This window comes from Agrobacterium cavarae, assembly GCF_004310285.1.
Lineage (GTDB): Bacteria > Pseudomonadota > Alphaproteobacteria > Rhizobiales > Rhizobiaceae > Agrobacterium > Agrobacterium cavarae.
This window is the reverse complement of the sequence record NZ_SISF01000031.1, coordinates 422,104-445,171: the sequence shown is the minus strand read 5'-3', so window position 1 is coordinate 445,171 and position 23,068 is coordinate 422,104. Positions and strand designations below refer to the sequence as shown.

Annotated in this window: 22 protein-coding genes; 9 read left to right on the top strand and 13 right to left on the bottom strand. The window is 58.4% G+C overall.

The features are described 5' to 3' along the window. Nucleotides 1–83 precede the first annotated feature (83 nt). A complete protein-coding gene (locus tag EYC79_RS15450; protein WP_130978536.1) occupies nucleotides 84–1,007 on the top strand; it encodes a DMT family transporter in 924 nt (307 codons plus the stop codon). A 74-nt stretch (nucleotides 1,008–1,081) separates the two neighbouring features. Here EYC79_RS15450 and rplI read toward each other — a convergent pair whose 3' ends face one another. From rplI to EYC79_RS15420, 5 genes are all read right to left on the bottom strand, one after another. Continuing rightward, nucleotides 1,082–1,657 carry a 50S ribosomal protein L9 gene (rplI, locus tag EYC79_RS15445; protein ID WP_062425627.1) on the bottom strand — a complete coding sequence of 192 codons (576 nt, stop codon included), beginning with the start codon at nucleotides 1,655–1,657 and terminating at the stop codon, nucleotides 1,082–1,084. 15 nt (nucleotides 1,658–1,672) lie between these two features. Then, nucleotides 1,673–2,650, bottom strand: coding sequence for a DUF2232 domain-containing protein (locus EYC79_RS15440; RefSeq protein ID WP_113265971.1), 978 nt, complete (start codon nucleotides 2,648–2,650; stop codon nucleotides 1,673–1,675). A 189-nt stretch (nucleotides 2,651–2,839) separates the two neighbouring features. After that, nucleotides 2,840–3,088, bottom strand: a complete 249-nt coding sequence (gene rpsR / locus EYC79_RS15435) for a 30S ribosomal protein S18 (protein WP_003502063.1) — start codon at nucleotides 3,086–3,088, stop codon at nucleotides 2,840–2,842. Between the two features lie 12 nt (nucleotides 3,089–3,100). Continuing rightward, nucleotides 3,101–3,538 (bottom strand): 30S ribosomal protein S6, encoded by a 438-nt coding sequence (gene rpsF, locus EYC79_RS15430; RefSeq protein WP_062425625.1) that lies wholly within the window; start codon nucleotides 3,536–3,538, stop codon nucleotides 3,101–3,103. Nucleotides 3,539–3,826: 288 nt separating this feature from the next. Next, on the bottom strand, nucleotides 3,827–4,870 hold the full coding sequence (locus EYC79_RS15420) for an aldo/keto reductase (protein ID WP_130978535.1): 1,044 nt from the start codon (nucleotides 4,868–4,870) through the stop codon (nucleotides 3,827–3,829). A 226-nt stretch (nucleotides 4,871–5,096) separates the two neighbouring features. Between EYC79_RS15420 and fabD the strand changes: the two genes are divergently transcribed. The 7 genes from fabD to gmk all read left to right on the top strand — a co-directional run bounded on the left by fabD (nucleotide 5,097) and on the right by gmk (nucleotide 11,996). After that, nucleotides 5,097–6,041: an ACP S-malonyltransferase gene (gene fabD, locus EYC79_RS15415; RefSeq protein WP_130978534.1), complete on the top strand. Its 945-nt coding sequence runs from the start codon at nucleotides 5,097–5,099 to the stop codon at nucleotides 6,039–6,041. Nucleotides 6,042–6,072: 31 nt separating this feature from the next. Beyond that, complete coding sequence (gene fabG / locus EYC79_RS15410; RefSeq protein WP_130978533.1) at nucleotides 6,073–6,810, top strand: 3-oxoacyl-[acyl-carrier-protein] reductase; 738 nt, start codon at nucleotides 6,073–6,075, stop codon at nucleotides 6,808–6,810. Between the two features lie 383 nt (nucleotides 6,811–7,193). Continuing rightward, on the top strand, nucleotides 7,194–7,430 hold the full coding sequence (locus tag EYC79_RS15405) for an acyl carrier protein (RefSeq protein ID WP_027675866.1): 237 nt from the start codon (nucleotides 7,194–7,196) through the stop codon (nucleotides 7,428–7,430). A gap of 165 nt (nucleotides 7,431–7,595) precedes the next feature. Next, nucleotides 7,596–8,858 (top strand): beta-ketoacyl-ACP synthase II, encoded by a 1,263-nt coding sequence (fabF, locus tag EYC79_RS15400; protein WP_130978617.1) that lies wholly within the window; start codon nucleotides 7,596–7,598, stop codon nucleotides 8,856–8,858. A gap of 310 nt (nucleotides 8,859–9,168) precedes the next feature. Beyond that, nucleotides 9,169–10,386, top strand: a complete 1,218-nt coding sequence (mltG, locus tag EYC79_RS15395) for an endolytic transglycosylase MltG (RefSeq protein ID WP_062425621.1) — start codon at nucleotides 9,169–9,171, stop codon at nucleotides 10,384–10,386. A gap of 54 nt (nucleotides 10,387–10,440) precedes the next feature. Continuing rightward, nucleotides 10,441–11,328: a YicC/YloC family endoribonuclease gene (locus tag EYC79_RS15390; protein WP_130978532.1), complete on the top strand. Its 888-nt coding sequence runs from the start codon at nucleotides 10,441–10,443 to the stop codon at nucleotides 11,326–11,328. A gap of 5 nt (nucleotides 11,329–11,333) precedes the next feature. After that, nucleotides 11,334–11,996 (top strand): guanylate kinase, encoded by a 663-nt coding sequence (gmk, locus tag EYC79_RS15385; protein ID WP_062425619.1) that lies wholly within the window; start codon nucleotides 11,334–11,336, stop codon nucleotides 11,994–11,996. Here gmk and EYC79_RS15380 read toward each other — a convergent pair whose 3' ends face one another. The 8 genes from EYC79_RS15380 to acnA all read right to left on the bottom strand — a co-directional run bounded on the left by EYC79_RS15380 (nucleotide 11,997) and on the right by acnA (nucleotide 22,027). Continuing rightward, a complete protein-coding gene (locus EYC79_RS15380; RefSeq protein ID WP_130978531.1) occupies nucleotides 11,997–12,620 on the bottom strand; it encodes an alpha/beta hydrolase in 624 nt (207 codons plus the stop codon). It lies immediately after the preceding gene. A 63-nt stretch (nucleotides 12,621–12,683) separates the two neighbouring features. Further along, entirely contained in the window at nucleotides 12,684–13,514 is an 831-nt protein-coding gene (gene rsmA, locus EYC79_RS15375; RefSeq protein ID WP_130978530.1) for a 16S rRNA (adenine(1518)-N(6)/adenine(1519)-N(6))-dimethyltransferase RsmA, read from the bottom strand. Continuing rightward, on the bottom strand, nucleotides 13,514–14,530 hold the full coding sequence (gene pdxA / locus EYC79_RS15370; protein WP_130978616.1) for a 4-hydroxythreonine-4-phosphate dehydrogenase PdxA: 1,017 nt from the start codon (nucleotides 14,528–14,530) through the stop codon (nucleotides 13,514–13,516). The genes rsmA and pdxA overlap by 1 nt, the downstream gene beginning before the upstream one ends. A gap of 115 nt (nucleotides 14,531–14,645) precedes the next feature. Beyond that, nucleotides 14,646–15,587 (bottom strand): SurA N-terminal domain-containing protein, encoded by a 942-nt coding sequence (locus tag EYC79_RS15365; RefSeq protein WP_062598224.1) that lies wholly within the window; start codon nucleotides 15,585–15,587, stop codon nucleotides 14,646–14,648. A 417-nt stretch (nucleotides 15,588–16,004) separates the two neighbouring features. Then, complete coding sequence (locus EYC79_RS15360; protein ID WP_130978529.1) at nucleotides 16,005–17,375, bottom strand: IS1182 family transposase; 1,371 nt, start codon at nucleotides 17,373–17,375, stop codon at nucleotides 16,005–16,007. Nucleotides 17,376–17,598: 223 nt separating this feature from the next. After that, nucleotides 17,599–17,991, bottom strand: a complete 393-nt coding sequence (locus tag EYC79_RS15355) for a DUF2794 domain-containing protein (protein ID WP_130978528.1) — start codon at nucleotides 17,989–17,991, stop codon at nucleotides 17,599–17,601. Between the two features lie 299 nt (nucleotides 17,992–18,290). After that, the gene (locus EYC79_RS15350) at nucleotides 18,291–19,073 is read right to left on the bottom strand and encodes a DUF1223 domain-containing protein (protein ID WP_130978527.1); all 783 of its coding nucleotides are present in this window, start codon (nucleotides 19,071–19,073) and stop codon (nucleotides 18,291–18,293) included. A gap of 260 nt (nucleotides 19,074–19,333) precedes the next feature. Further along, nucleotides 19,334–22,027 carry an aconitate hydratase AcnA gene (gene acnA, locus EYC79_RS15345; RefSeq protein WP_130978526.1) on the bottom strand — a complete coding sequence of 898 codons (2,694 nt, stop codon included), beginning with the start codon at nucleotides 22,025–22,027 and terminating at the stop codon, nucleotides 19,334–19,336. Nucleotides 22,028–22,301: 274 nt separating this feature from the next. Here acnA and ccmA point away from each other — a divergent pair, with 274 nt between their 5' ends. Then, nucleotides 22,302–22,943, top strand: coding sequence for a heme ABC exporter ATP-binding protein CcmA (gene ccmA, locus EYC79_RS15340; RefSeq protein WP_130978525.1), 642 nt, complete (start codon nucleotides 22,302–22,304; stop codon nucleotides 22,941–22,943). Nucleotides 22,944–23,068: the final 125 nt, after the last annotated feature.

The following is a 23,068-nucleotide window of genomic DNA, read 5'->3' as shown; positions in this document are numbered from 1 at the left end:
GGCCATTGTTCGGCCGATACCGAAGCTTCCCATCGCAGCACAACTCTATAAACAGGGATCGCTTCGACAGAGAGACTGACAGAATGACCGACAAAAAGCTGCTGCCCGAACTTGCCCTACTTGTGTTGCTGGGGTGCCTGTGGGGCAGCTCCTACACTTTCATCAAGATCGGCATCGAGACGATCCCGCCGCTGACGCTGATTGCGGCTCGCACCGCGATAGCCGGCAGCATCCTCACCGTCATCATTCTCTGGCGAGGCTTGCGGCTACCAAAGGATCCAACACTGTGGAAGATGTTTGCCATCCAGGCGGTGCTGAACAGCGTCCTTCCATTCACGCTGATCGCCTGGGCAGAGCATTACATCGATGCCGGGCTTGCCGTCATTCTCAACTCGCTGACGCCGGTCTTCACCTTTCTGCTGACGGCGATGATCACCCGGCATGAGGTGGTGAATGGCCGGAAGCTCTTCGGCGTCATGATCGGTCTTATCGGAACCGTGGTCATGATCGGCGTTCAGGCGCTGAATGGTCTCGGCGATGTGGTGCTGGCGCAAATGGCGGTCATTCTTGCCACTGCATTCTATGCAGGCGCGGCAATTTTCGGGAAGAATTTCAAAGGTATCGATTCGATGATCCCCGCCGCTGCCTCGCTGATCTGCGGGGCAATCATTCTCATTCCGGTGAGCTTGGTGGTAGACCGTCCATGGGAGCTTGCACCCTCAACGCGTTCGATTGCGGCCCTGATCGGGCTCTCGATATTCTCCACTGCGCTCGCTTTCACCATCTATTTTCGCCTCGTCCGCACGCTTGGATCTCTCGGAACGACGGCGCAGGCCTATGTGCGCGTGCCCGTAGGCGTGGCGATCGGCGTGGTTTTCCTTGGTGAGCAACTGCAGGTAAGCACGATGATCGGGCTCGTGTGTATTCTGGCTGGCGTCATCGCCATGACGTTGCCGTCACGGATGCCGACCAGAGTGACGACAGCGGCGAAAGCCACGGGCGAATAAATTTCGCAACGCCCAAATAAAAACCCCGGATGTCGCCATCCGGGGTTTTGTCCTTGAGCCAAAAGGCCTTAAGATTAGTCGTCGTCGCCGTCGCGGTCAGCTTCCGGATCGAAGAAGTCTTCCGGACGAAGTGCATCTTCGTCAACGCCGTAGATGGCGTCAGCGGAGGTGAGGTTTTCACCCTTGGCCTGACGCTCAGCTTCTTCAGCCGAACGGGCAACGTTCAGTTCAACCTGAAGCTCGACTTCCGAGTGCAGGTGAAGCGTGACGTTGTGCAGACCGATGGTCTTGATCGGCGTGTTGAGTTCGACCTGGTTACGGCCAACGTTGAAGCCTTCAGCGCCGAGAATTTCAACGACGTCACGGGCAGCAACAGAACCGTAGAGCTGACCGGTTTCGCCAGCGGAACGAACAACGATGAAGCTCTTGCCTTCGAGTGCGTCGGCAACCTTCTGGGCTTCGGACTTGCGCTCGAGGTTACGGGCTTCGAGCGTTGCGCGCTCGGTTTCAAAACGGGTCTTGTTGGCAGCGTTGGCGCGCAGTGCCTTGCCCTGTGGCAGCAGGAAATTACGTGCGTAGCCGTCGCGAACCTTTACGGTTTCGCCCATCTGGCCAAGCTTTGCGATACGCTCGAGAAGAATGACTTCCATCTTCTTGATCCTTTCTTATTTGGAGTTGGTTTCGTTCGATTTATCGGAGCTCCGCGCAGGTGTCAGAGAGATCGTGCTGCGCACGTCGCTGAGACCCAGGAGGAGGATGAGGAACAGCGGAAACATGAAGATCGCTGAAAGGTATGCGAGGATGAGAACCGGCAGCCGCCAGTCCTTGCCCTTGGAACGGTGATGCAGCGAGGCGTAACCCGCCATGATGAATCCCGCGCCGAATGTGCCGCAGAGAACCGCGCCGACCATGGCGGGAACACCACCAAAGAAGGTCAGGACGATGCCTCCAAGGAAAATGAAGATCGCGTTGCGATGCATGCGAAGTGCGGCTGCGATATCTTCGCGTGGGCGAAGACCCTTGCCGAAAGAGCGCACCATGCGACTTGCGAAATAGTAAGCCGCAAACAAAAGCATAACCCAGAGGCCGCCCTGGATCATCGGCAGCATCAGAACCAGAAGCGACTTTGTTTGCGAAAGGGCTGCCGGATCTGGCTTGAAGGTCGATTCGCTTGCCTGGACCGACGCCATCATCAGGTCGACCATCTGCGAAACGAGTTCAGGACCATAGCCGATCATCGTGCCGAGAATGATGACCGAGACCGTGATCAGGCCGCACAGATGCAGAACGATGCCGGACAACGGGTACCAGGCCATCAGGTCTTCCGGGCCGCCGATTTCAGCGGCAGGCCGCGCGAGGTTTGCGAGGTGAGACAGCCAGCCAGCCGGGATCAGCGTAAAGATCGCGATTGTCACGGCAAAAAGCGGGGAGACGGCAAGGGCGCCGAGGAAGCCTGCGGAGAGAACGGCAACGATGGCCGCGGCATTGCCCCAGCCGAGACCGGCAACGAGAACCGGCATGGCGGAAGCCGCATAGAGGAGGAAGGACATCGACGACTGTGCCGTTGCGCCAAGCGTTAGAAACGCGGCGCATATGCCGGCAAGAATGCCGGCGATCAGCACTGTCTGGTTCAATTGTCTCAACGTCGCTGTCCTGCTTGTCTTAGCAGTTAGAGGACCGTTCGTTTGAACGTCGTCCCCAACATGGGGTTTGGTGTCAGTCGATCCGCGCCCAACGCGGAAGGAATTGGAGCTCTTGAAGAAGCTGACTGAGAGTCGGCTGCTTCGAGAGGGAGAACGAGGTCGCGTGAAACCGCGACCTCGAAACTTGAATTACGCTACGACGTAAGGCAGCAGGCCGAGGAAGCGTGCACGCTTGATCGCCTGAGCGAGTTCGCGCTGCTTCTTCTGGGAAACGGCGGTGATGCGCGAAGGAACGATCTTGCCGCGCTCGGAAATGTAGCGCTGCAGGAGACGAACGTCCTTGTAGTCGATCTTCGGAGCGTTTGCGCCGGAGAAGGGGCACGTCTTGCGACGGCGGTGGAAGGGGCGGCGTGCCTGGGAAGAGGATGCGTCAGCCATTATTGTTTCTCCTTATGCACGGTCTTCGCGCGGACGGCGCGGACGGTCTTCGCGCGGTGCGCCATCACGTGGACCACGGTCGCCACGGTCAGGACGGTCGCCGTCGCGGCGCGGGCGGTCGTCACGGTCGCGCTTCTGCAACATGGCAGATGGGCCTTCTTCGTGAGCTTCCACAGCGATGGTCATGTAACGAAGAACGTCTTCGTTGATGCGCATCTGGCGCTCGATTTCGTGGATAGCAGCCGCCGGAGCGTCGATGTCCATCAGAGCGTAGTGAGCCTTGCGGTTCTTCTTGATGCGATAGGTGAGGGACTTCAGACCCCAGTTCTCGATGCGTCCGACTTTACCGCCGAACGATTCGATAACGCCCTTGTACTGTTCGACAAGTGCGTCGACCTGCTGGGCAGTGATATCCTGCCGAGCAAGGAAGATGTGTTCGTAAAGAGCCATTTAAGCTTTGCCTTTCTTGCGTTTCATTCATCACCCGGCAACGGCGCTAAGCCTCAACGACTGCTCTTGATCGGAAAACCGGAGGCAAGAAAAGCGTTGTTCGAGACGGTCGAGAGCGGAGACACGGGAGGCCGGAAAAACCTTATGGTTCCTGCTGTTTCGAGACCGAAACCAGCCCTCCGTTCAGCCACCAGCCATAAGACCGGGTGTTGTGAACAGCGCGCTTATACTGAATTTTGCTGCGAATGCAAGCGCGCTGCCCGAAAAAGCCTGGCTTAAGGGCCTCGATCAGATTGCCATCGGGTACTGACGATGGATATCGGCTATGCCCTTCAGCACCTCGTCGGAGAGCGTGACATCGGCCGCGGCGATATCCGTCTTCAACTGCTCCATCGTCGTTGCACCGATAATGACGGACGCCATGAAGGGGCGCGTCAGACAAAAGGCAATCGCGAGTTGGGCAGGATCGATACCAGCCTCATAGGCCAGTTCCAGATAGGCCTTCACCGGCGCTTCCTGCAGAGGCTGAAGCCGTCCGCCGATGTCGTGATTGATCGAGCCGCGCGAACCTTCCGGGCGTGCACCGTTCTGATACTTGCCAGTCAGGATGCCACCTGCAAGCGGCGAATAGGCAAGCAGGCCGACATCTTCGTGGTGGGCCACTTCGGCCAAATCGAGGTCGAAGCTGCGATAGAGTAGATTGTACTCGTTTTGAATGGAGGCGACGCGCGGGAGCCCCTTTGCTTCGGCAATATCGATATATTTCTGCGTGCCCCAGGCGCTTTCATTGGAAACGCCGATGGCGCGGATCTTTCCGGCCTTTACCAGCTCGCCGAGTGTTTCGAGCTTCTCGTTGAATTCTTCGAGCGTCTTTTCCTTGTTCTGCTTGGACGCGTCGAAGCTCCAGGCCCCGCGGAAATGATAGGTACCGCGGTTCGGCCAGTGGATCTGGTAGAGGTCGATGTAATCGGTCTTCAGGCGATTGAGGCTGGTGTCGACTGCTTCGCGAATGGCTCTCGCATCGATATCGCGCCCACCGCGAATGTAATCGCGGCCGGAGCCGGCAACCTTGGTGGCGAGAACCACGTCGCTGCGCTTGCCGGTCTTCTCGAACCATGTCCCGATATAGTCTTCCGTGCGCCCTTGCGTTTCGGCAGAGACTGGTGTCGTCGGGTAGAGCTCGGCTGTGTCGAAGAAATTCACGCCGTTCTCGAGCGCGTAGTCCATCTGCTCATGGGCCTCGGCCTCGGTGTTCTGCGTGCCCCATGTCATCGTGCCAAGGCAGATTTCCGACACGGAAATGCCCGTGCGTCCCAACGTGTTCTGTTTCATGGAAATGTCTCGTTTTGCTTGGAAGGTGGGCAGAAAGTAATGCGGAATTGCCGCAGCGCAAGAAAAAACATTCCGTCTCAATCTCTGTGGAAGAGGACGGCGAAACAGGTGGCAAAGGCGTCGCAAGCGGCGCAAAGCCTTGACTTTGCGGGCCGGAATGTGAATGGAAAGCCCCACAATGGAAGGGAAGGCCCGAGAACAGGCCCAAAAAGAAGGACCGCATTCCATGGCTATCGCATTCACATTTCCCGGCCAGGGCAGCCAGGCTGTCGGCATGGGCAAGGATCTGGCGGAGAATTTTGCAGAAGCCCGCGCCGTTTTCGAGGAAGTCGATGAAGCGCTGGGCCAGAAACTGTCCGACATCATGTGGAATGGTCCGGAAGAGACGCTGACGCTGACCGCCAATGCACAGCCGGCGCTGATGGCGGTTTCTGTCGCCGTGATGCGCGTCCTGGAAGCACGTGGCCTCAAGCTCGCTGAAAAAGTATCCTACGTTGCGGGCCATTCGCTTGGCGAATATTCGGCGCTTTGTGCAGCCGGTACCTTCTCGCTGGCCGATACCGCCCGTCTTCTGCGCATCCGCGGCAATGCCATGCAGGCTGCCGTTCCCGTAGGTGAGGGCGCCATGGCGGCGATCATCGGCCTCGAGCATGGCGATGTGGAGGATATTTGCCGTGAAGCCGCCGCCGGGGGCGTCTGCCAGATTGCCAACGACAATGGCGGCGGTCAGTTGGTCATTTCCGGCGCGAAGGCACCGGTCGAAAAGGCAGCAGCCCTTGCGTCTGAAAAGGGCGCCAAGCGCGCCATCATGCTGCCGGTTTCCGCGCCCTTCCATTCGGCCCTGATGGCACCTGCTGCAGAGGCGATGCGCGAGGCGCTGGCTTCTGTCCAGAAGAACGATCCGGTCGTTCCGGTTGTTGCCAATGTGCGCGCAGCACCCGTGTCGGATGCCGATGAGATTGCCGCCCTGCTGGTCGATCAGGTGACAGGCCAGGTTCGCTGGCGCGAAACGGTCGAGTGGTTTGCCGCAAATGATGTGACGACACTTTACGAGATCGGCTCCGGCAAGGTTCTGACGGGTCTCGCTCGCCGCATCGACAAGACCGTCAACGGCGTTGCCGTCAATTCCCCTGCGGATATCGAAGCCGCACTTCAGACGCTTCTCGGCTGAGTTCAAGAGAAAAAATAAAAGGACGAACAGCATGTTTGATCTGACTGGCCGCAAGGCTCTCATTACCGGCGCAACCGGCGGCATCGGCGAAGAAATCGCCCGTATGCTCCACGCGCAGGGCGCAACCGTTGGCCTTCACGGCACCCGCGTAGAAAAGCTGGAGGCATTGGGCTCAGAGCTCGGCGAGCGCGTCAAGATTTTCCCGGCCAACCTGGCTGACCGCGCAGAGGTAAAGGCGCTTGGCGAGAAGGCCGAAGCCGAACTCGAAGGCGTCGACATCCTCGTCAACAATGCGGGCATCACCAAGGATGGCCTTTTCGTTCGCATGAGCGATGAAGACTGGGACAATGTTCTAGAGGTCAATCTGACGTCCATGTTCCGCCTGACACGTGAGCTGACCCACCCAATGATGCGCCGCCGTTTCGGCCGCATCATCAACATCACCTCCATCGTCGGCGTCACCGGCAATGCGGGCCAGACGAATTACTGTGCCTCCAAGGCCGGCATGATCGGCTTTTCCAAGTCGCTCGCGCAGGAAATCGCTGTGCGCAACGTGACCGTCAACTGCGTGGCACCGGGCTTCATCGAAAGCGCGATGACCGGCAAGCTGAACGACAAGCAGAAGGAAGGCATCATGGGAGCGATCCCGATGAAGCGCATGGGTACGGGCGCTGAAATCGCTTCTGCCGTGCTTTATCTTGCCTCCAACGAGGCCGGTTACATGACCGGTCAGACGCTGCATGTAAATGGCGGCATGGCCATGATCTGATCCATCCTGCATGAAAATCCGCTGTGATTTTCGTGAGGGGTGATTGGACGATCCAACAGGTGAAAGCGCCTTGCATCTTGCTGTGGTGGCGCTTGCACACTTCGACTTCTGACATGTATCGAAAAGAAAATTGCCTGTAGAGCGCGTGTGTTAGCGCTATTTTAAGGCTTTTTTCCCGCAGGAAAGCATGTTAAGCGGGCGAAGACTGTGAACAGTCGTCCCGGAGTGACAGGCGACCGTTGCGATTTCTTGCGACGATGTTAGCTTGACCGGGTTGAACGGGTTTGCCCACGGTGCCTGCCTTAAAGGGGCGCTTGGGGGTTTTAACAGGGCAGGGTGCCTGAAGGGGCATTCCTTTCAAAGTAAAGGTCGAGGAAACCGACATGAGCGATATCGCAGAACGCGTAAAGAAAATTGTAGTTGATCATCTTGGCGTTGACGCCGACAAAGTCGTTGAAGGCGCAAGCTTCATCGACGACCTGGGCGCTGACTCGCTCGACACCGTTGAACTGGTTATGGCGTTCGAAGAAGAATTCGGCGTTGAAATTCCAGACGACGCAGCTGACTCGATCCTGACTGTTGGCGACGCTGTCAAGTTCATCGAAAAGGCTCAGGCCTAATCTTTGAATGGATCAAGGGAAGGCCTAAAAGCCTTCCCGATGTGGCCCGGCCTGTCCGGGCCAATATTTTATCATGCGGTCTCTTTGGGCTGGATGAAGCCTGTCGCACGCAAGATGACATATACCAAACACCTATGATTGGACTATGAGGGCGCACAATTGACTTTGAGACGTGTCGTTATCACGGGTACCGGCATGGTATCTCCCCTTGGCTGTGGAACGGAAGTGACCTGGGAGCGGCTTTTGGCCGGTCAGAATGGCGCCCGTCTCGTCACGGAATTCGAAGTCGAAGATCTGCCCGCGAAAATTGCCTGCCGCATTCCTGTCGGTGACGGCACCGATGGCACCTTCAATGCCGATGACTGGATGGAGCCGAAGGAACAGCGCAAGGTCGACCCCTTCATCATCTATGGCATGGCCGCCGCCGAGATGGCGCTGAACGACGCCAACTGGCATCCTGCAACTGACGAAGACCAGATCATGACCGGTGTGCTGATCGGCTCCGGCATCGGTGGCCTCGAAGGCATCGTGGAAGCAGGATACACGCTTCGCGATAAAGGCCCGCGCCGCGTATCACCCTTTTTCATTCCCGGTCGTCTGATCAATCTCGTTTCCGGCCAGGTGTCCATCAGGCACAAGCTGCGCGGCCCTAACCATTCGGTCGTGACGGCATGCTCCACCGGTGCGCACGCGATTGGCGATGCTTCCCGTCTGATCGCGCTTGGCGACGCCGATGTGATGGTTGCAGGTGGTGCTGAATCGCCCGTTTGCCGTATTTCGCTCGCTGGCTTTGCCGCCTGCAAGGCGCTGTCCACCCAGCACAATGACGATCCGCAGAAGGCATCGCGCCCCTATGACCGTGACCGTGACGGTTTCGTCATGGGCGAGGGCGCCGGCATTGTTGTTCTCGAAGAACTGGAACATGCCAAGGCACGTGGCGCCAAAATCTATGCCGAAGTCGTCGGCTATGGTCTCTCCGGCGATGCATACCACATCACCGCTCCCTCCGAGGATGGCGAAGGTGCCTATCGCTGCATGGCCATGGCGCTCAAGCGTGCCGGCCTGACACCAGCCGACATCGACTACATCAATGCTCACGGCACCTCCACCATGGCCGACACGATCGAGCTTGGCGCGGTCGAGCGTCTGGTGGGTGACGCCGCCTCAAAGATTTCCATGTCGTCCACCAAGTCGGCGATAGGCCATCTTCTCGGTGCAGCAGGCGCGATCGAAGCGATCTTCGCGACGCTCGCCATCCGCGACAACATCGTCCCGCCGACGCTCAATCTCGATAATCCCGATGTCGAGACCGCGATCGATCTCGTGCCGCACAAGGCGCGCAAGCGCGACGTCAATGTGGCGCTTTCGAACTCCTTCGGCTTTGGCGGCACGAATGCATCTCTGGTCCTGCGCCGCTACGAAGGCTGAGTGTCTGGACTGACGCTCTAAGTCTGTCAGCATGGGACGGCCACTTGCCGCCCTTCCAAGAATCGATCAGAACGTTTTTCAGCTTTCCCGGCGAGATGCCGGGATTGCCTGATCTGCCAGCTCTTCGAAACCAAGGATGCGAGCGCGTCCGTTTTCGATGAACTGGAACGGTGGAGGAACCTCGCTTCGTCAACGAAGATGTGTTTGATCCCTCCACCGGTTGAGAGTGCAGAATAGCCTGCCGAACCTGTTTTTGCCGCATTGCCTGCTCAAATAAGCCGTTGTAATGCCGAACTGAAAAGGACCGCCGGTGAGCGATAACAGAGAGAACAATCAGCCGCCCTACGACCGCGACAGCTCCTATGAGAGCAAGGGTGGACCGATCATTCCCAAATCGCCGACCGAGGCTCTGAGACCTGAAAAAGTGCCTGAGCCGCCGAAGCGCTCGCGCAAGGCCCACAGCCAGACAGTGATCTTCCTGAATTTTTTGATGACGCTGATCGTGGCCGTCACCGTGGTAGGTATCGCTGGCTTCTACTACATGATCCACTCGTTTCACGAGCCGGGCCCACTCCCGACCAACACGACCATCACGGTGCGCAATGGCGCCGGTCTGGCGGAAATCGCCAACACGCTGGAGCGAAGCGACGCCATTTCCAACGGGCGCATCTTCCGCCTGATGGCAGATCGTTACATGGAGGCCGGTCAGACGCCGAAGCCGGGCGAATATGAAATCAAGGCCCATGCATCGATGAAGGATATTCTGTCCTTGCTGGAATCGGGGAAGTCGATCCTCTACACAGTTGCTTTCCCGGAAGGCCTGACGGTCAAACAGATGTTCGCGCGCCTTGAATCCGACCCTGTGCTCGAAGGTGATCTTCCGACCGAATTGCCACCGGAAGGCAGCCTGCGGCCGGACACCTATCCCTTTACCCGCGGCACCAAGCGGGAAGAAATTGTGCGCCAGATGCGCGCGGCGCAGACAAAGCTCGTCGACATGCTGTGGCAGCGGCGCGACCCGGACCTGCCGCTGAAGACCGTTGAGGAATTCGTCACACTCGCTTCCATCGTTGAAAAGGAAACCGGCAAGGATGATGAGCGCGGCCATGTTGCTTCCGTCTTCTATAACCGGATGAAGAAGAACATGCGTCTGCAATCCGACCCGACGATCATCTACGGTCTGTTCGGTGGTGAGGGCAAACCATCCGACCGGCCGATCTATCAGTCGGATCTGCAAAAAGAGACGCCGTTCAACACCTATATCATCCGCGGCCTGCCGCCGCACCCGATCGCCAATCCCGGTCGGGCAGCGCTTGAGGCAACGGCCAATCCCTGGCGGACAGACGATCTCTACTTTGTAGCCGATGGCACCGGCGGCCATGTCTTTGCCAAGACGCTGGACGAGCACAACGCCAATGTCCGTCGCTGGAGAAAGATCGAAGCCGAAAAGGCTGCTAGCGGCGGAAACTCCGAAACCGTTGTCGACGGTCAGCCAGGCGGCAATCAGGCAGAGAAACCGGCGAATTAATAGAGGGCTGGCTGTGGCTGCGTGGCCGCACGCAAGCGTCTGGGGGACATTCGAATGACATTGCAATCCATGACGGGCTTCGCGCGCAGCGAAGGCTCTTCCGGACGGTACCGTTGGGCCTGGGAGTTGCGCTCCGTCAATGGCAAGGGGCTGGATCTAAGGCTGCGCCTGCCATCGGGCATGGAGGCACTGGAGACGGCGCTACGTGACATCGCATCGAAAAGCCTGTCGCGCGGTAACATTCAGGCCGGGCTCTCGGTCTCTGCATCAGAGACCAAGCTTGAGGCCGTCGTCAACCGTGACGCACTGGATGCGGTCCTTGCCTTGAAGCAGGAACTGGGAAATGCGGTCAGCGACGCGCCGCTCAGCTTCGATACGTTACTGTCCGTGCGCGGTCTCGTTGAGTTTCGCGAGCCGGAGGAAACGGAAGCTGCGCAAGCTGCCCGAAACGCCGATATCGTCGACGGATTCTCCGCGGCCGTCGCTTCGTTGAAAGCCATGCGCGAAAGGGAAGGTGCATCGCTCTACACGCTGCTTTCCACCCATATCGATCGGATCGAGCAACTGACGTCTGTGATCGAAGCCGATCCCTCCCGTCAGGCGGAGCACATCCGGGCGCGGCTGGAGGCGCAGATCGCCTTGATTGGCGATGGCAATGGAGGTCTTGATCGTGAGCGCCTTTATGCGGAAGCCGCACTGCTGGCCACCAAGGCGGATCTGCGCGAGGAGATTGACCGGCTGACCTCGCATGTGTCAGCCGCGCGGGAACTTCTGGCCGCCGGCGGTCCTGTCGGGCGCAAGCTCGATTTTCTTGCACAGGAATTTAACCGGGAGTCGAATACGATCTGTTCCAAATCCAATGCCAGTGCTGTAACCGCTGCTGGTATCGAATTGAAAGTCGTGATCGACCAATTCCGCGAACAGGTTCAAAATCTGGAGTAGGCTCCATGGTACCAGCAGATAGCTCTCCCGTTCATATCGCCCGCAGAGGGTTGATGCTGGTCATGTCCTCGCCATCGGGTGCGGGCAAGTCCACCATCGCCAGAAACTTGCTGGATCGGGACAAGAATATCAGCCTGTCGGTGAGTGTCACGACGCGCCAGCGCCGGCAGAGCGAGATCGAAGGCATTCATTACCACTTCATCACCAAGCGTGAATTCGAGGTGTTGCGAGACAGCGATCAACTGCTGGAATGGGCGGAGGTGCACGGCAATTTCTACGGAACGCCGCGCGCGCCGGTTGAGCAGGCCATGTCTGAAGGTCGCGACATGCTCTTCGATATCGATTGGCAGGGCGCAGAACAGCTTCAGGACAAGATGCAGGCAGATGTGGTGTCGATCTTCATTTTGCCGCCGACCATGACCGAACTGCAGTCGCGCCTGCATCGCCGCGCCGAAGACACCGAAGAGGTGATCCGCACACGCCTTGCCAATTCCCGCGCCGAGATCGAGCATTGGCGCGACTATGACTATGTGATCCTCAATGACGATCTCCAGGCCGCCTTTTCGGCTGTCGAAGCCATCGTCAAGGCCGAACGTGTCCGCCGTAACCGTCGCCACGGTATGTTCGATTTCGTCAGGGGATTGTTGGAGGAAGAGCCGCAGCTTTAATTAGCCCGGTTCTCTGGTTGCCAGCCACTGACGCGACAGCTTCTCATCGGCTGCGTCTTCTGCCCAGCCGTGACCGCTATCCAGCATTTCGAGACGAACATCCGCGCCAGCACTAGTGAACTGGTCGGGCAGATCACGCGCGTCGTTCTCCGCCCGCCTTTCATCTTGCCTCGCTGCAAGCAGCAGGACGGGAAAGCCGGAGAGGCTAGGGAGTTCCTCATGTCTTCTAGGTGAGAGCGGCCGCAAGAGGATGGCCCCCCGCGCCATGCTGCCATTCTGGCACAGCACCTCAGCCGCCATGATTGCACCATTTGAATAGCCGACGAGAAACGGCGTCTGGCCTGTCTGACGGATGACAAAATCCATGAACATGCAGAGCCTGGTCGCCTGCGCTTTCAGATCGTCCACGTCGATTTGCCGGTCGGGCTTTCTGCGGAAAAATGCATAACCATTTTCCCAGGGCACAGCGCCGCGCAGGGCATAAAGAACGGCATTGGGAAACACCGCCCGGCCGAATGCCAGAAGGTCGTTCTTATCCCGTCCTGATCCATGGAGAAGGACCACGACGCAGTCTGCGGTTCCTGATGGGAGAGCAAGCTCATATTGGAAACCGGCATCGTTCATGGCGGCCCTCTCGGCAGGGTCTAAAACAAGATCAATGTCGGCTTGGTGATGCCCGTGGCAGGATTACAAACTGTTCGCCAGCCGCACGAACTCTTCGACCGACAGCGTCTCGGCGCGTCTCGTCGGGTCGATGCCCGCCTTTTCAAGCAGGGCTTCTCCGCCGATGTTTTTCACGCTCTGGCGTAGCATCTTGCGGCGTTGGCCGAAAGCGGCTTCCGTGACCTTCTCAAGCTTCGCCACATCGCAGGCCAGCGGCTTTTCCTTGGGCAGGAGATGCACGACGGTCGAGGTGACCTTCGGGGGTGGGCTGAAGGCTTGTGGCGGAACATCGAAAGCCATTTCCGGCACGGTGCGCCAGCCCGTGAGCACACCCAGGCGGCCATAGTGGTTATCGCCTTCTTCGGCAACAATGCGCTGTCCGACTTCCTTCTGGAACATCAGCGTCATGGAGAGCCAGAATGGTGGCCACTCCTTCGGCAGAAGCCAGTTGACCAGAAGCTGGGTGCCAACATTATAGGGGAGGTTGGCGATGATACGCACCGGTTCGCCCTTGGGAACGAGAGCTTCGAAATCGGTCTTGAGCGCGTCGCCTTCGATCACGTCCAGGCGTCCGGGATAATGATCGGCAATTTCCGCCAGTGCTGGAAGACAGCGGCTGTCTCGCTCTACGGCAATCACCTTCTTTGCGCCAAGCGATAGAATGGCGCGGGTCAAGCCACCTGGACCAGGTCCGACCTCGAAGACCGTAACACCGTCCAAAGGACCGGCGGTACGCGCAATCTTCTGCGTCAGATTAAGGTCGAAAAGGAAGTTCTGACCGAGCGACTTCTTCGCATCAAGGCCGTGGCGCTGGATGACGTCGCGCAGCGGCGGAAGACCATCGATTGCTGCCATCACGAAGCCTGCCGCGCAGCGATCTCGGCCGCCATCTTCAACGCCGCCACAAGGCTTGAGCAGTTGGCGATGCCCTGTCCGGCAATACCGAAGGCGGTGCCATGATCGGGCGACGTGCGGATGAAGGGCAGGCCAAGCGTCACATTGACCGAGTCATCGAAGCCGAGTGCCTTCGCCGGAATCAGGCCCTGATCGTGATACATGCAGATCGCAACGTCATAACGCTTGCGTGCGGCATCATGGAACATGGTATCGGCTGGCAGAGGCCCGAATGCGTCGATGCCATCCTTGCGCAACTGCATGGTCGCCGGATGGATGATATCGCGATCTTCGGTACCGATCGTGCCGTCTTCGCCCGCATGTGGGTTTAGCCCAGCGACCGCCAGTCTTGGCGCATCCATGCCGAACTTGCTCTTCAGGTCGTTGGCAACGATCCGGCATGTATCGATGATGAGCTCCTCCGTCAGAGCAGATGCCACATCCTTGATGGGAATGTGGATCGTCACAGGCACGACACGCAGCTTCGGTCCGGCGATCATCATTACCGGTCGCGCTGCCTGGCCTGTGTGCTTGAGCGCGAGATCCGCAAGGAATTCTGTGTGGCCGGGAAAGCCGAAGCCGGCTTCGTACAGCACGGCCTTGGCAATCGGATTGGTAACGACGGCAGCCGCTTTTCGCGCCATCGTCAACGAGACAGCGGTCTCGATGGCTTTGATGGTAGAGATGGCTGTGCCGACATGAGGTTGGCCTGCCTGTACGTCAAAACCGACGGGAACAGGCAAAACGGGTAGGCCGGTGGTGAATGCAGAAACCGCTTCTTCAGCCTCGCAGGTGACGATGTTGACCGGAATGCCAAGAATATTTGCCCGGCTCGTCAGCACGTCTGGATCACCGACGAAGAGAAATGGCGAAACATTGAGTTCATCACGTCTTGCCCAGGCTGCAAGCGCGATATCGGGACCGATGCCGGCGGGATCGCCCTGTGTCAAAGCGAGAGGCAGTTCAAGCGACGTCACGACGTTCGGATCTTTCACCTGTTGCGCTGGTCTCGAAAGGTGCGACCCTGCCGATCAGCGGCATTTTGATATCTTGGAAACCATAGCGGCACCGCATCAGGGTGCCGCACCAGGATCAGGTTTGAGTGATCTGTGCCTTGCTGCGAAGCTCGTCCAGATACTTCTTCTCGTTCGGGTTCTCACCCTTTTCCGCCTTGCTCAGGTCTTCGGCACGAAAGACAACTTCCGCCGCATAGTCATCGGAAACCTGCTGCTTCTTGCAGACAGCCAGGTACTCGACGCCCTTCTCGGTCACGCGCGTGGCTGTGGTGCCGCCCTCAGGCGTCTTGGTAACCAGGTCCTTCCACTCCGTGGGGAGTTCCGGTTCGAGAATCCGGCCAAGGTCCTTGATCGAAACATCCAGCATGGTGGCTGCGAAGGTCTTTGCCTGCTCGCAGCCGGGATAGCGCTTGCGAGACGCTTCCGCCTCGCTCTTGCGTTTGCCGATGATGGACTTCTTCGATTCCGGTACGACGAAAATAATCTGCTGCAGGAAGTATTCCGACGTCACAGGCTTCTGGCCGCGCTCCTTGAGGCGCGTGATGAAGTCCTGTGTCGACATGCGGTTCTTGCCGCCATAGCGCGCATTGACCAGGCGTGGCCAGCTCATCTGCACGGCGATGAAGGATTTGAAGTGGTCGGCACCCACGCCAGCCTGTGTCAGCACCTTGGTCAGTTGGTCTTTCGTCAACTTGTTGCTGGCAGCAAAGCGGCCGAAGGCGGCATCGACATCTGCGGTGCTGACCGAAGCCTTGACGCGGGCGATTTCCTCGCGCTTCAAAGCCTCCTCGATCAGCTGTTCGCGGGCCTTCTCGTTGAGATTGCCAGACTGGCGCTGCAGCTTCAAGAAAGCCACGCGGCGTGCAATATCGTCAGAGGTGATCGGTGTCTTGTTGACGACGATCTTCACCGCGCTGTCGGCAAAAGCGACATTCGCCTGCGGCGCGACAATCATGGGAACTGCGAAGATCGCAAAGGCAAACGCGACGCTGCGCATCGCCTTCTTTCCGAAGTTCATCCTGGTCTCTCCCTCTCGGCAAGCCAGTGGACCGGTTCCACGGCATTGCTTTTGAAACTCTCGCGGCATGAAGCTTGTACGCTCACCTCACGGTGATGCTTCGCCTTCTTCCGCGATCCTAAATATGAACGCGCCCGTGTATATCACTGGAATGATTACCACCGCAATCGTCCGTCACAACCAGATCGTCGATATCTGCGGCAAAAGCGTGACCTTAACGGCAGTCTGTCGATCACATCATATCGAGCGCCACACCCGGTGGAGGTGTCGCTACAAATGAAAACGGCGGGAAAATCCCGCCGTCAGACCGTTGACAAACCCGTCGATTTTTTTGGCGGGTTTTTCTGTTTTAGGATGATGCTGTTTGGTGATCTGCGTGTGCGATGCTGAATGGGAGACAAGTTGAGGCTGATCGCCTCATCCCCAGGCAGGTTTAGGTGTTTTGGTCACCGCCAATGCGATCTTCTTTATGTTTTGTGCAGCTGCGGCGATGAGGCACTGCCATCTGACCTTGATCAGGCCGCGGAAGCGGGCATAGCGGTGCCCGTGAAGCTGTTTGGCATCGGCAAAGGATCGCTCCACCGTTTCCTTGCGCCGCTTGTAGATCGCTTTGCCCCGTGCCGTCTTCCGGTGGGCGTCGGTTCGCTCACGTGCATCTTGCCAGACATGGCGGGTGATGGTGCGTTCTGCCTTTGCGTTTGTTGTGCATGACGCCAGAAGCGGGCAGTCACGGCAGATGGACGGGTCTGAGCGATAGTGCTTGTAACCGCTTCGATCGGTGGTGGCATAGGGCAGCAGTTGCCCTTCAGGGCAGCGATAGCCATCAGCCTCTGGTTCGTAGACGAACTTCGACTTGCGCATCATGCCGTCTTTGGGCGGGGTCGGGTTGCGATAGCCGGTCACGCCTAGGATATCTCTGTCCTCCAGCCCCTTGGCAATGCCTGCCGTGGCATAGCCCGCGTCTAGCCCAACCGCGCCGACGTTGAAGTCGAAGCGTTGGCGCTGTCGATCGAGCCGTTCCAGATAGACGATACTGTCGTGCACATTGGCCGGCGTCACATGCGTGTCGGTGATGATCGCAGAGCGCCCGTCAACCGTGCGGTGATCGAGATAGAAGAAGCCTTTGGGCTTGCCGTCGCGCACCATATAACCGCTATCGGGATCGGTACGACTGACCTTCGTTTCCTTCACCTCTGGCTCGCGCTCTTTCTCCTTCAACGGCTTCTGACCATGCGCCGCACGTTCCGCCTCGATTGCCCGATCTAGATCGGCCCAATAATCGGCCCGCGATTTCTGAAGCAGGGCCAGATCGTATTTGCCCTTGTTGGCGTTCGCCTTCAGGTGGGTGGAATCCGTATAGAGGACAGTCCCATCCACCAGACCGTGCCGGATCGCCTGCTCCACGATCGCATCGAAGATATCTTGGGCAACGGATGTGTCGTTAAAGCGACGGCGGCGGTTCTGAGAAAGCGTCGAGGCATCGAAGACAGGGTCCGTCAGCTTCATGCGCAGAAACCAGCGATAGGCGACGTTCACTTCAATCTCACGCACCAACTGCCGTTCCGAGCGCACACCGAACAGGTAGCCGATGAACAAAGCCTTGAACATCAAGGTCGGGTCGAGTGGTGGACGACCATTGTCGGCGCAGTAGAGGCCTGCAACACGATCATGGATGAATGAGAAGTCGATCACCGCGTCGATCTTACGAAGCAGATGATCTTTAGGGACCAGGCTATCGAGCGTCACCATCTCAAGAGCAGTCTGTTCAGGAGCAGGTTTCTTCAACATGTCCCAATGAATCATAAACCCCTAGCTCACGCCAGGGGTTTGTCAGCAGTCTGAGGCGGCCACTGGCCGCCTTTTTCATGCCCGCCTATGAGGCCGAGGAAGCGTCGCTCCCCTGCCGCCTGACAGCATCGGCCCGAAGATCGGACTCGATGTCCGGAAAGCACCATGCGTCGATTCAAAAAGGTAAAGCGTCCTTTCCCCGTCCAACAGGACGCACAGCGCTTTAGTCGATCAGCTTCAAAGCCTTGTCGAACACCTTCAGCACCTGAGGCAGTTCATGGCCGCGCTTGAGAATGCGGCCATCGGTATTGATGACGGTGTAGGCGCCCTGCTTGGCAGCAAGCTTCGGGTTCTTCTCAATCCTGAAGAGCGGCATTTCGCCGGAGCGCTTGAAGACGGAGAAGACCGCTTTTTCCTTCATGTGGTCGATGGCGTAGTCGCGCCATTCGCCTTCGCCCACCATGCGGCCGTAGACGCGCAGAATGGCGTCCAATTCCCGGCGGTGGAAGGTCACGGGCAAGGGGTCCTTGGCTCGCTTGTATTCCCGAAGATCAACGACGGTAGAGCCTTCCCGGGTCTGGGAAGTCGCGTATTGCAAATCCGGCTGATCGGCCATCCGGCACCTCGCTCGACTGCTTATGACATCTCTGCGACAGTCTGTCCCCGCCTTGGCGAAATTGCAAGCCCGCAAAGTCGTCCGGCAAGGAGCAGCTTTTCCGGTAACCAATGAGGCAGAACAAGCGGGCGCAAATGCCCAATTTCGAACAAATCATGGCCCGAATTCAATGGAATATTGCGATTGTCAATTGATGCCTAGGCACCAAGATGACCCGGTCCGGTGCATTGACCCTTTACCCCCAGCCCCCAATGCCCGGGCCGGATCTCCCCCCAGCGGGGATCCCCGAAAATCTCGTTTTATCCCTCTGACTGCATCAGCACATTCGCACCGACAATGGCCGATGGATTGCCAACCGCATCCATCTTTTGCAGCAGCACGGCACAGCCGCCGGACTTCGCCTTGCTCATGACGCTTGCCGGTAGCTTCACGGTCATCGCCTTGCCATCCCACATGCCGACCGTCTGCACATCATAGACGCTGTGCCAGTAGGAGATGGTCTTGCCCTGGTTCTCACCCTTCTGCACGTCGACGACCTGCTCGCGGTTGAAATAGGCAACCACGACCTCCGCCTTGCCTTGACCGGCACCGATATCGATCTCGATCTCATCGCCGACCCGCTCGGTGCTAATCGGCACGTTCAAGCCCTCGCCGGCCTTGTTGAAATCGTCCAGGCGGCGGTAGATCGTCTGGATATCCGCGCCCTTCACATGGTCACGCCCATTCACCACCGCCTGCGGCGTATAGACGTTGTTGCGCCCAAGCGCGCGCGCATAGCCATATTGCCGTTCGGTATTTTCCTTCGACGCCAGCGAATCCGTCCAGCCGAGATAATTCCAGTAGTCCACATGATAGGACAGGCCGATCACATCGCCATTCTGGATAAGCTTGCGCAGATTGGCATCTGCCGGCGGGCAGGAGGCGCAGCCCTGCGAGGTGAAGAGCTCGACCACGCCTTTCAGCTGATCCTGAGCATAGGCCGCACCCGCAGAAAGCCCGCCGAACAGGCATAGGGAAACGCCAACGCTGCGAAGCCCGTTTCTGAAAATGCCGCTTCGCTGCGGGCCAATTGTATTCGGCATAGCGTGAACCCTTGTCTGAAGGCCGGTCCGAACCATTGATGCAATCAATTCGGGTATGGTGGCAAGGCGGAAAATAGCCTCGAACTCCGTTCAAGAGGAAGTCACGATGGGGTGAGCTTCGCAGCCTTCGCATGAGTACGAAAAGGCAGGGGCTAAGACCCGTTCCTTCGGGCCGATCAGACCCTCGGAAGATGCCGCCCCGCAGGCCACAAAAAAACGCCGGGATCGCTCCCGGCGTTTCGAACTCTTTGACAGATGGATCAGGCTGCCAGATCGCGAAGAACGGTCTGCAGAATGCCACCATTGTCCATGTAGGTCACTTCGTCCAGCGTATCGATGCGGCAAAGCAGCGGAATTTCCTTCACTGTGCCGTCCGAGTAGGTGATCTTGGCGATCTTGGTTTCACGCGGCTTGATCTCGCCTTCCAGGCCTTCGATGGTGACGGTTTCGTCGCCCTTCAGACCCAGGCTTGCCCAGGTCGTGCCCTCCTGGAAGGTGAAGGGAACGACGCCCATGCCGACCAGGTTGGAGCGGTGAATACGCTCGAAGGACTGCGCGATGACGGCCTTGACGCCGAGCAGGTTGGTGCCCTTTGCCGCCCAGTCACGCGAAGAACCGTTGCCGTATTCGACGCCAGCAAAGATAACGAGCGGAACGCCCTCATCCTTGTACTTCATCGCAGCATCGTAAATCGACATCTCTTCCTTGGACGGATAGTGGATGGTGTAGCCACCTTCCTTACCGTTCGGCCCAAGCATGTGGTTACGAATGCGGATGTTGGCGAACGTGCCACGCATCATCACTTCGTGGTTGCCACGGCGCGTGCCGTACTGGTTGAAATCGGCAACCGCCACACCGTTTTCGGTGAGGTATGCACCGGCAGGCGATGCTGCCTTGATCGAACCGGCCGGAGAAATGTGGTCGGTGGTGATCTTGTCGCCGAAGAGACCGAGAACGCGAGCGCCCTTGATATCCTTGAGACCGGTGCCCTTCTTGCCCATGCCGACGAAGTAAGGCGGGTTCTGGACGTAGGTCGAGTTGTCGTCCCAGGCATAGGTCTGGCCATCGGGAACCTGTACCGACTGCCAGTTTTCGTCGCCCTTGAACACGTCAGCATACTTGGTTTCGAACAGTTCGCGGGTGACGTATTTCTGGATGAATTCCTGCACTTCCGCAGAGGTCGGCCAGATATCCTTCAGATAGACCGGATTGCCGTTCTGGTCTTCGCCAAGCGGCTCGGTCGTCAGGTCCTTCTGCACCGTGCCGGCGAGCGCATAGGCGACGACGAGCGGTGGGGAAGCGAGGTAATTCGCCTGAACGTCGGGCGAGATACGGCCTTCGAAGTTACGGTTACCGGAAAGAACGCCAGCGGTGATCAGACCCTTGTCGTTGATGGTCTTGGAGATCGGTGCAGGCAGCGGACCGGAGTTGCCGATGCAGGTCGTGCAGCCGAAGCCGACGAGGTTGAAGCCGAGCGCGTCGAGCTCCTTCTGCAGGCCAGCCTTTTCGAGATATTCCGCCACGACCTGGCTTCCAGGCGCAAGCGACGTCTTGACCCAAGGCTTGGACTTCAGGCCCTTGGCAACGGCATTGCGGGCCAGAAGGCCGGCAGCGATCAGCACCGACGGGTTGGAGGTGTTGGTGCACGACGTGATGGCGGCAATGGCCACATCGCCATGGCCGAGATCGTAGCTTTCGCCTTCAACCGCGTAACGGGTGTGGAGCTGACCGGGCTTCTTGTAGTCGTTTTCGAGAGCCGTTGCGAAGTTGGGTGCAATGGTTTCGAGCGGCAGGCGGCCTTCCGGACGCTTCGGGCCGGCCATGGACGGCACGACGTCGCCGAGGTCGAGTTCCAGCGTGTCGGTGAAGACCAGCTGCGAACCGTCATTGTCGCGCCACATGCCTTGCGCCTTGGAGTAGGCTTCGACGAGGGCGATACGATCCTTCGCACGGCCGGACATGTCGAGGTAGCCGACGGTTGCGGTATCGACCGGGAAGAAACCGCAGGTCGCGCCATATTCCGGGCCCATGTTGCCGATGGTCGCACGGTCTGCCACCGGCAGCTTATCGAGGCCAGGTCCGAAGAACTCGACGAACTTGGAAACGACGCCCTTCTTGCGCAGCATCTGCACGACGGTCAGAACGAGGTCGGTTGCGGTGACGCCTTCTCTCAGCGTGCCCGTCAGCTTGAAGCCGATGACTTCCGGCAGAAGCATGGAAACCGGCTGCCCAAGCATGGCCGCTTCGGCTTCGATACCGCCAACGCCCCAGCCCAGAACGCCAAGACCGTTGATCATGGTCGTGTGGCTGTCGGTACCGACGCAGGTATCCGGATAAGCGATCGTCTCGCCGTCCTCTTCCTTCGTCCAGACGGTCTGGCCGAGATATTCGAAATTCACCTGGTGACAGATGCCGGTGCCCGGAGGAACGACGCGGAAGTTCTTGAACGCCTGCTGGCCCCATTTGAGGAAGCGGTAGCGCTCGCCGTTGCGCTCATATTCCAGCTCAACGTTGCGGGCAAAGGCATTCGGGTTGCCGAATTCGTCCACGATGACCGAGTGGTCGATGACGAGGTCGACAGGCACGAGCGGGTTGATCTTCTCAGGATCGCCGCCAAGCGCCTTGATGCCGTCACGCATGGCTGCAAGGTCGACAACAGCGGGAACGCCGGTGAAGTCCTGCATCAGAACGCGGGCGGGACGGTAAGCGATTTCCGCTTCCTTCAGGCCCTTGTTGCTCAGCCACTCGGCAACAGCCTCGATATCGGACTTGCGGACCGAACGGCCGTCTTCGTTGCGCAGCAGGTTCTCGAGCAGAACCTTCATCGAATAGGGGAGATTGGCAACGCCTTTGAGGCCGTTCGCTTCCGCTTTCGGCAGGCTGTAATAGACATAATCCTTACCGTCGACGGTAAGAACGGAACGACAATTGAAACTGTCGAGAGATTTGGCCACGGTTATTAAACCCCGCTCATTCTGATAGCCAACACGCGCGTGCGGACACCTATGCACTATCATGCACATCAGGATGCGGGTACGACCATTTCCGCTGTCCGCACGAGAAAATTGCTTTCGCAACGTTCAGGTCCGGCGCTAGGTGATGTTCACGCCGGCCGCTGGCGTGGTTGAGACCCATATAGATAATTTCACCAAAACGTGCCAGACCAACGAACGGCTAATTTCGATTTTTTTTGATCGAGATGATTAAAATCTTAAACGAGGCGGAGCAGTGCATCTGACAGCGGAAAATCTTGGCGTCAGACGAGGCGAAGATTTCATATTCATGAACGTTTATCTCCAGTTAACGGATGGTGACGCTCTCGTTCTCACTGGCCCCAACGGATCGGGCAAATCCACGCTTCTGCGCGTCCTTGCAGGGCTCCTGCCTGCCGAGACAGGCACCATAAAGATAGCCGGCGAAGGAATAGAAAAGGGCACCCGTCCAGCTGAAGTCAGCCACTATCTCGGCCACCGCAACGCCATGAAGCAGGAACTGACGGTTTACGAGAACCTGTCCTTCTGGAAGCGTTTTCTCGGTGACTTCAACGGAACGTCCTCTGCCTCGATCGAAGACGCAGCCGAGATCGTCGGCCTTGCCGGAATCACCCATTTGCCCTTCGGCTATCTTTCCGCCGGTCAGCAGCGGCGATTCGCCATGGCGAAGCTGCTTGTGGCGTGGAAACCCATCTGGATCCTGGACGAGCCGACGGCGGCGCTGGATGCGGAAGCGGACCGGATGTTTACCGGATTGGTAAAGACGCATCTTGCCAAGGGCGGGATGGTGATTGCCGCGACCCATCAGCCGCTGGGGCTGGAGGAGGCGCAGGCGTTGCGCATGACGGGGTTTGCTGGGGTGGAGGAGGTTTATTGATGAGCGTCCTCAAGCGTGCCGCGCTTACCCCCCTCTGCCCTGCCGGGCATCTCCCCCTCAAGGGGGGAGATCGTCTTGAGGCGCGCTCCTCACGACATTCTATAGTGCTGCGATGGGCAAGACGT

What these genes read in the sequence shown, in the direction of transcription:
- EYC79_RS15450 (WP_130978536.1), top strand. Translation starts at nt 84, where the DNA reads ATGACCGACAAAAAGCTGCTGCCCGAACTTGCCCTACTTGTGTTGCTG.
- rplI (WP_062425627.1), bottom strand. Translation starts at nt 1,657, where the DNA reads ATGGAAGTCATTCTTCTCGAGCGTATCGCAAAGCTTGGCCAGATGGGC.
- rpsR (WP_003502063.1), bottom strand. Translation starts at nt 3,088, where the DNA reads ATGGCTGACGCATCCTCTTCCCAGGCACGCCGCCCCTTCCACCGCCGT.
- rpsF (WP_062425625.1), bottom strand. Translation starts at nt 3,538, where the DNA reads ATGGCTCTTTACGAACACATCTTCCTTGCTCGGCAGGATATCACTGCC.
- EYC79_RS15420 (WP_130978535.1), bottom strand. Translation starts at nt 4,870, where the DNA reads ATGAAACAGAACACGTTGGGACGCACGGGCATTTCCGTGTCGGAAATC.
- fabD (WP_130978534.1), top strand. Translation starts at nt 5,097, where the DNA reads ATGGCTATCGCATTCACATTTCCCGGCCAGGGCAGCCAGGCTGTCGGC.
- fabG (WP_130978533.1), top strand. Translation starts at nt 6,073, where the DNA reads ATGTTTGATCTGACTGGCCGCAAGGCTCTCATTACCGGCGCAACCGGC.
- EYC79_RS15405 (WP_027675866.1), top strand. Translation starts at nt 7,194, where the DNA reads ATGAGCGATATCGCAGAACGCGTAAAGAAAATTGTAGTTGATCATCTT.
- EYC79_RS15390 (WP_130978532.1), top strand. Translation starts at nt 10,441, where the DNA reads ATGACATTGCAATCCATGACGGGCTTCGCGCGCAGCGAAGGCTCTTCC.
- gmk (WP_062425619.1), top strand. Translation starts at nt 11,334, where the DNA reads ATGGTACCAGCAGATAGCTCTCCCGTTCATATCGCCCGCAGAGGGTTG.
- EYC79_RS15380 (WP_130978531.1), bottom strand. Translation starts at nt 12,620, where the DNA reads ATGAACGATGCCGGTTTCCAATATGAGCTTGCTCTCCCATCAGGAACC.
- rsmA (WP_130978530.1), bottom strand. Translation starts at nt 13,514, where the DNA reads ATGGCAGCAATCGATGGTCTTCCGCCGCTGCGCGACGTCATCCAGCGC.
- EYC79_RS15365 (WP_062598224.1), bottom strand. Translation starts at nt 15,587, where the DNA reads ATGAACTTCGGAAAGAAGGCGATGCGCAGCGTCGCGTTTGCCTTTGCG.
- EYC79_RS15360 (WP_130978529.1), bottom strand. Translation starts at nt 17,375, where the DNA reads ATGTTGAAGAAACCTGCTCCTGAACAGACTGCTCTTGAGATGGTGACG.
- EYC79_RS15355 (WP_130978528.1), bottom strand. Translation starts at nt 17,991, where the DNA reads ATGGCCGATCAGCCGGATTTGCAATACGCGACTTCCCAGACCCGGGAA.
- EYC79_RS15350 (WP_130978527.1), bottom strand. Translation starts at nt 19,073, where the DNA reads ATGCCGAATACAATTGGCCCGCAGCGAAGCGGCATTTTCAGAAACGGG.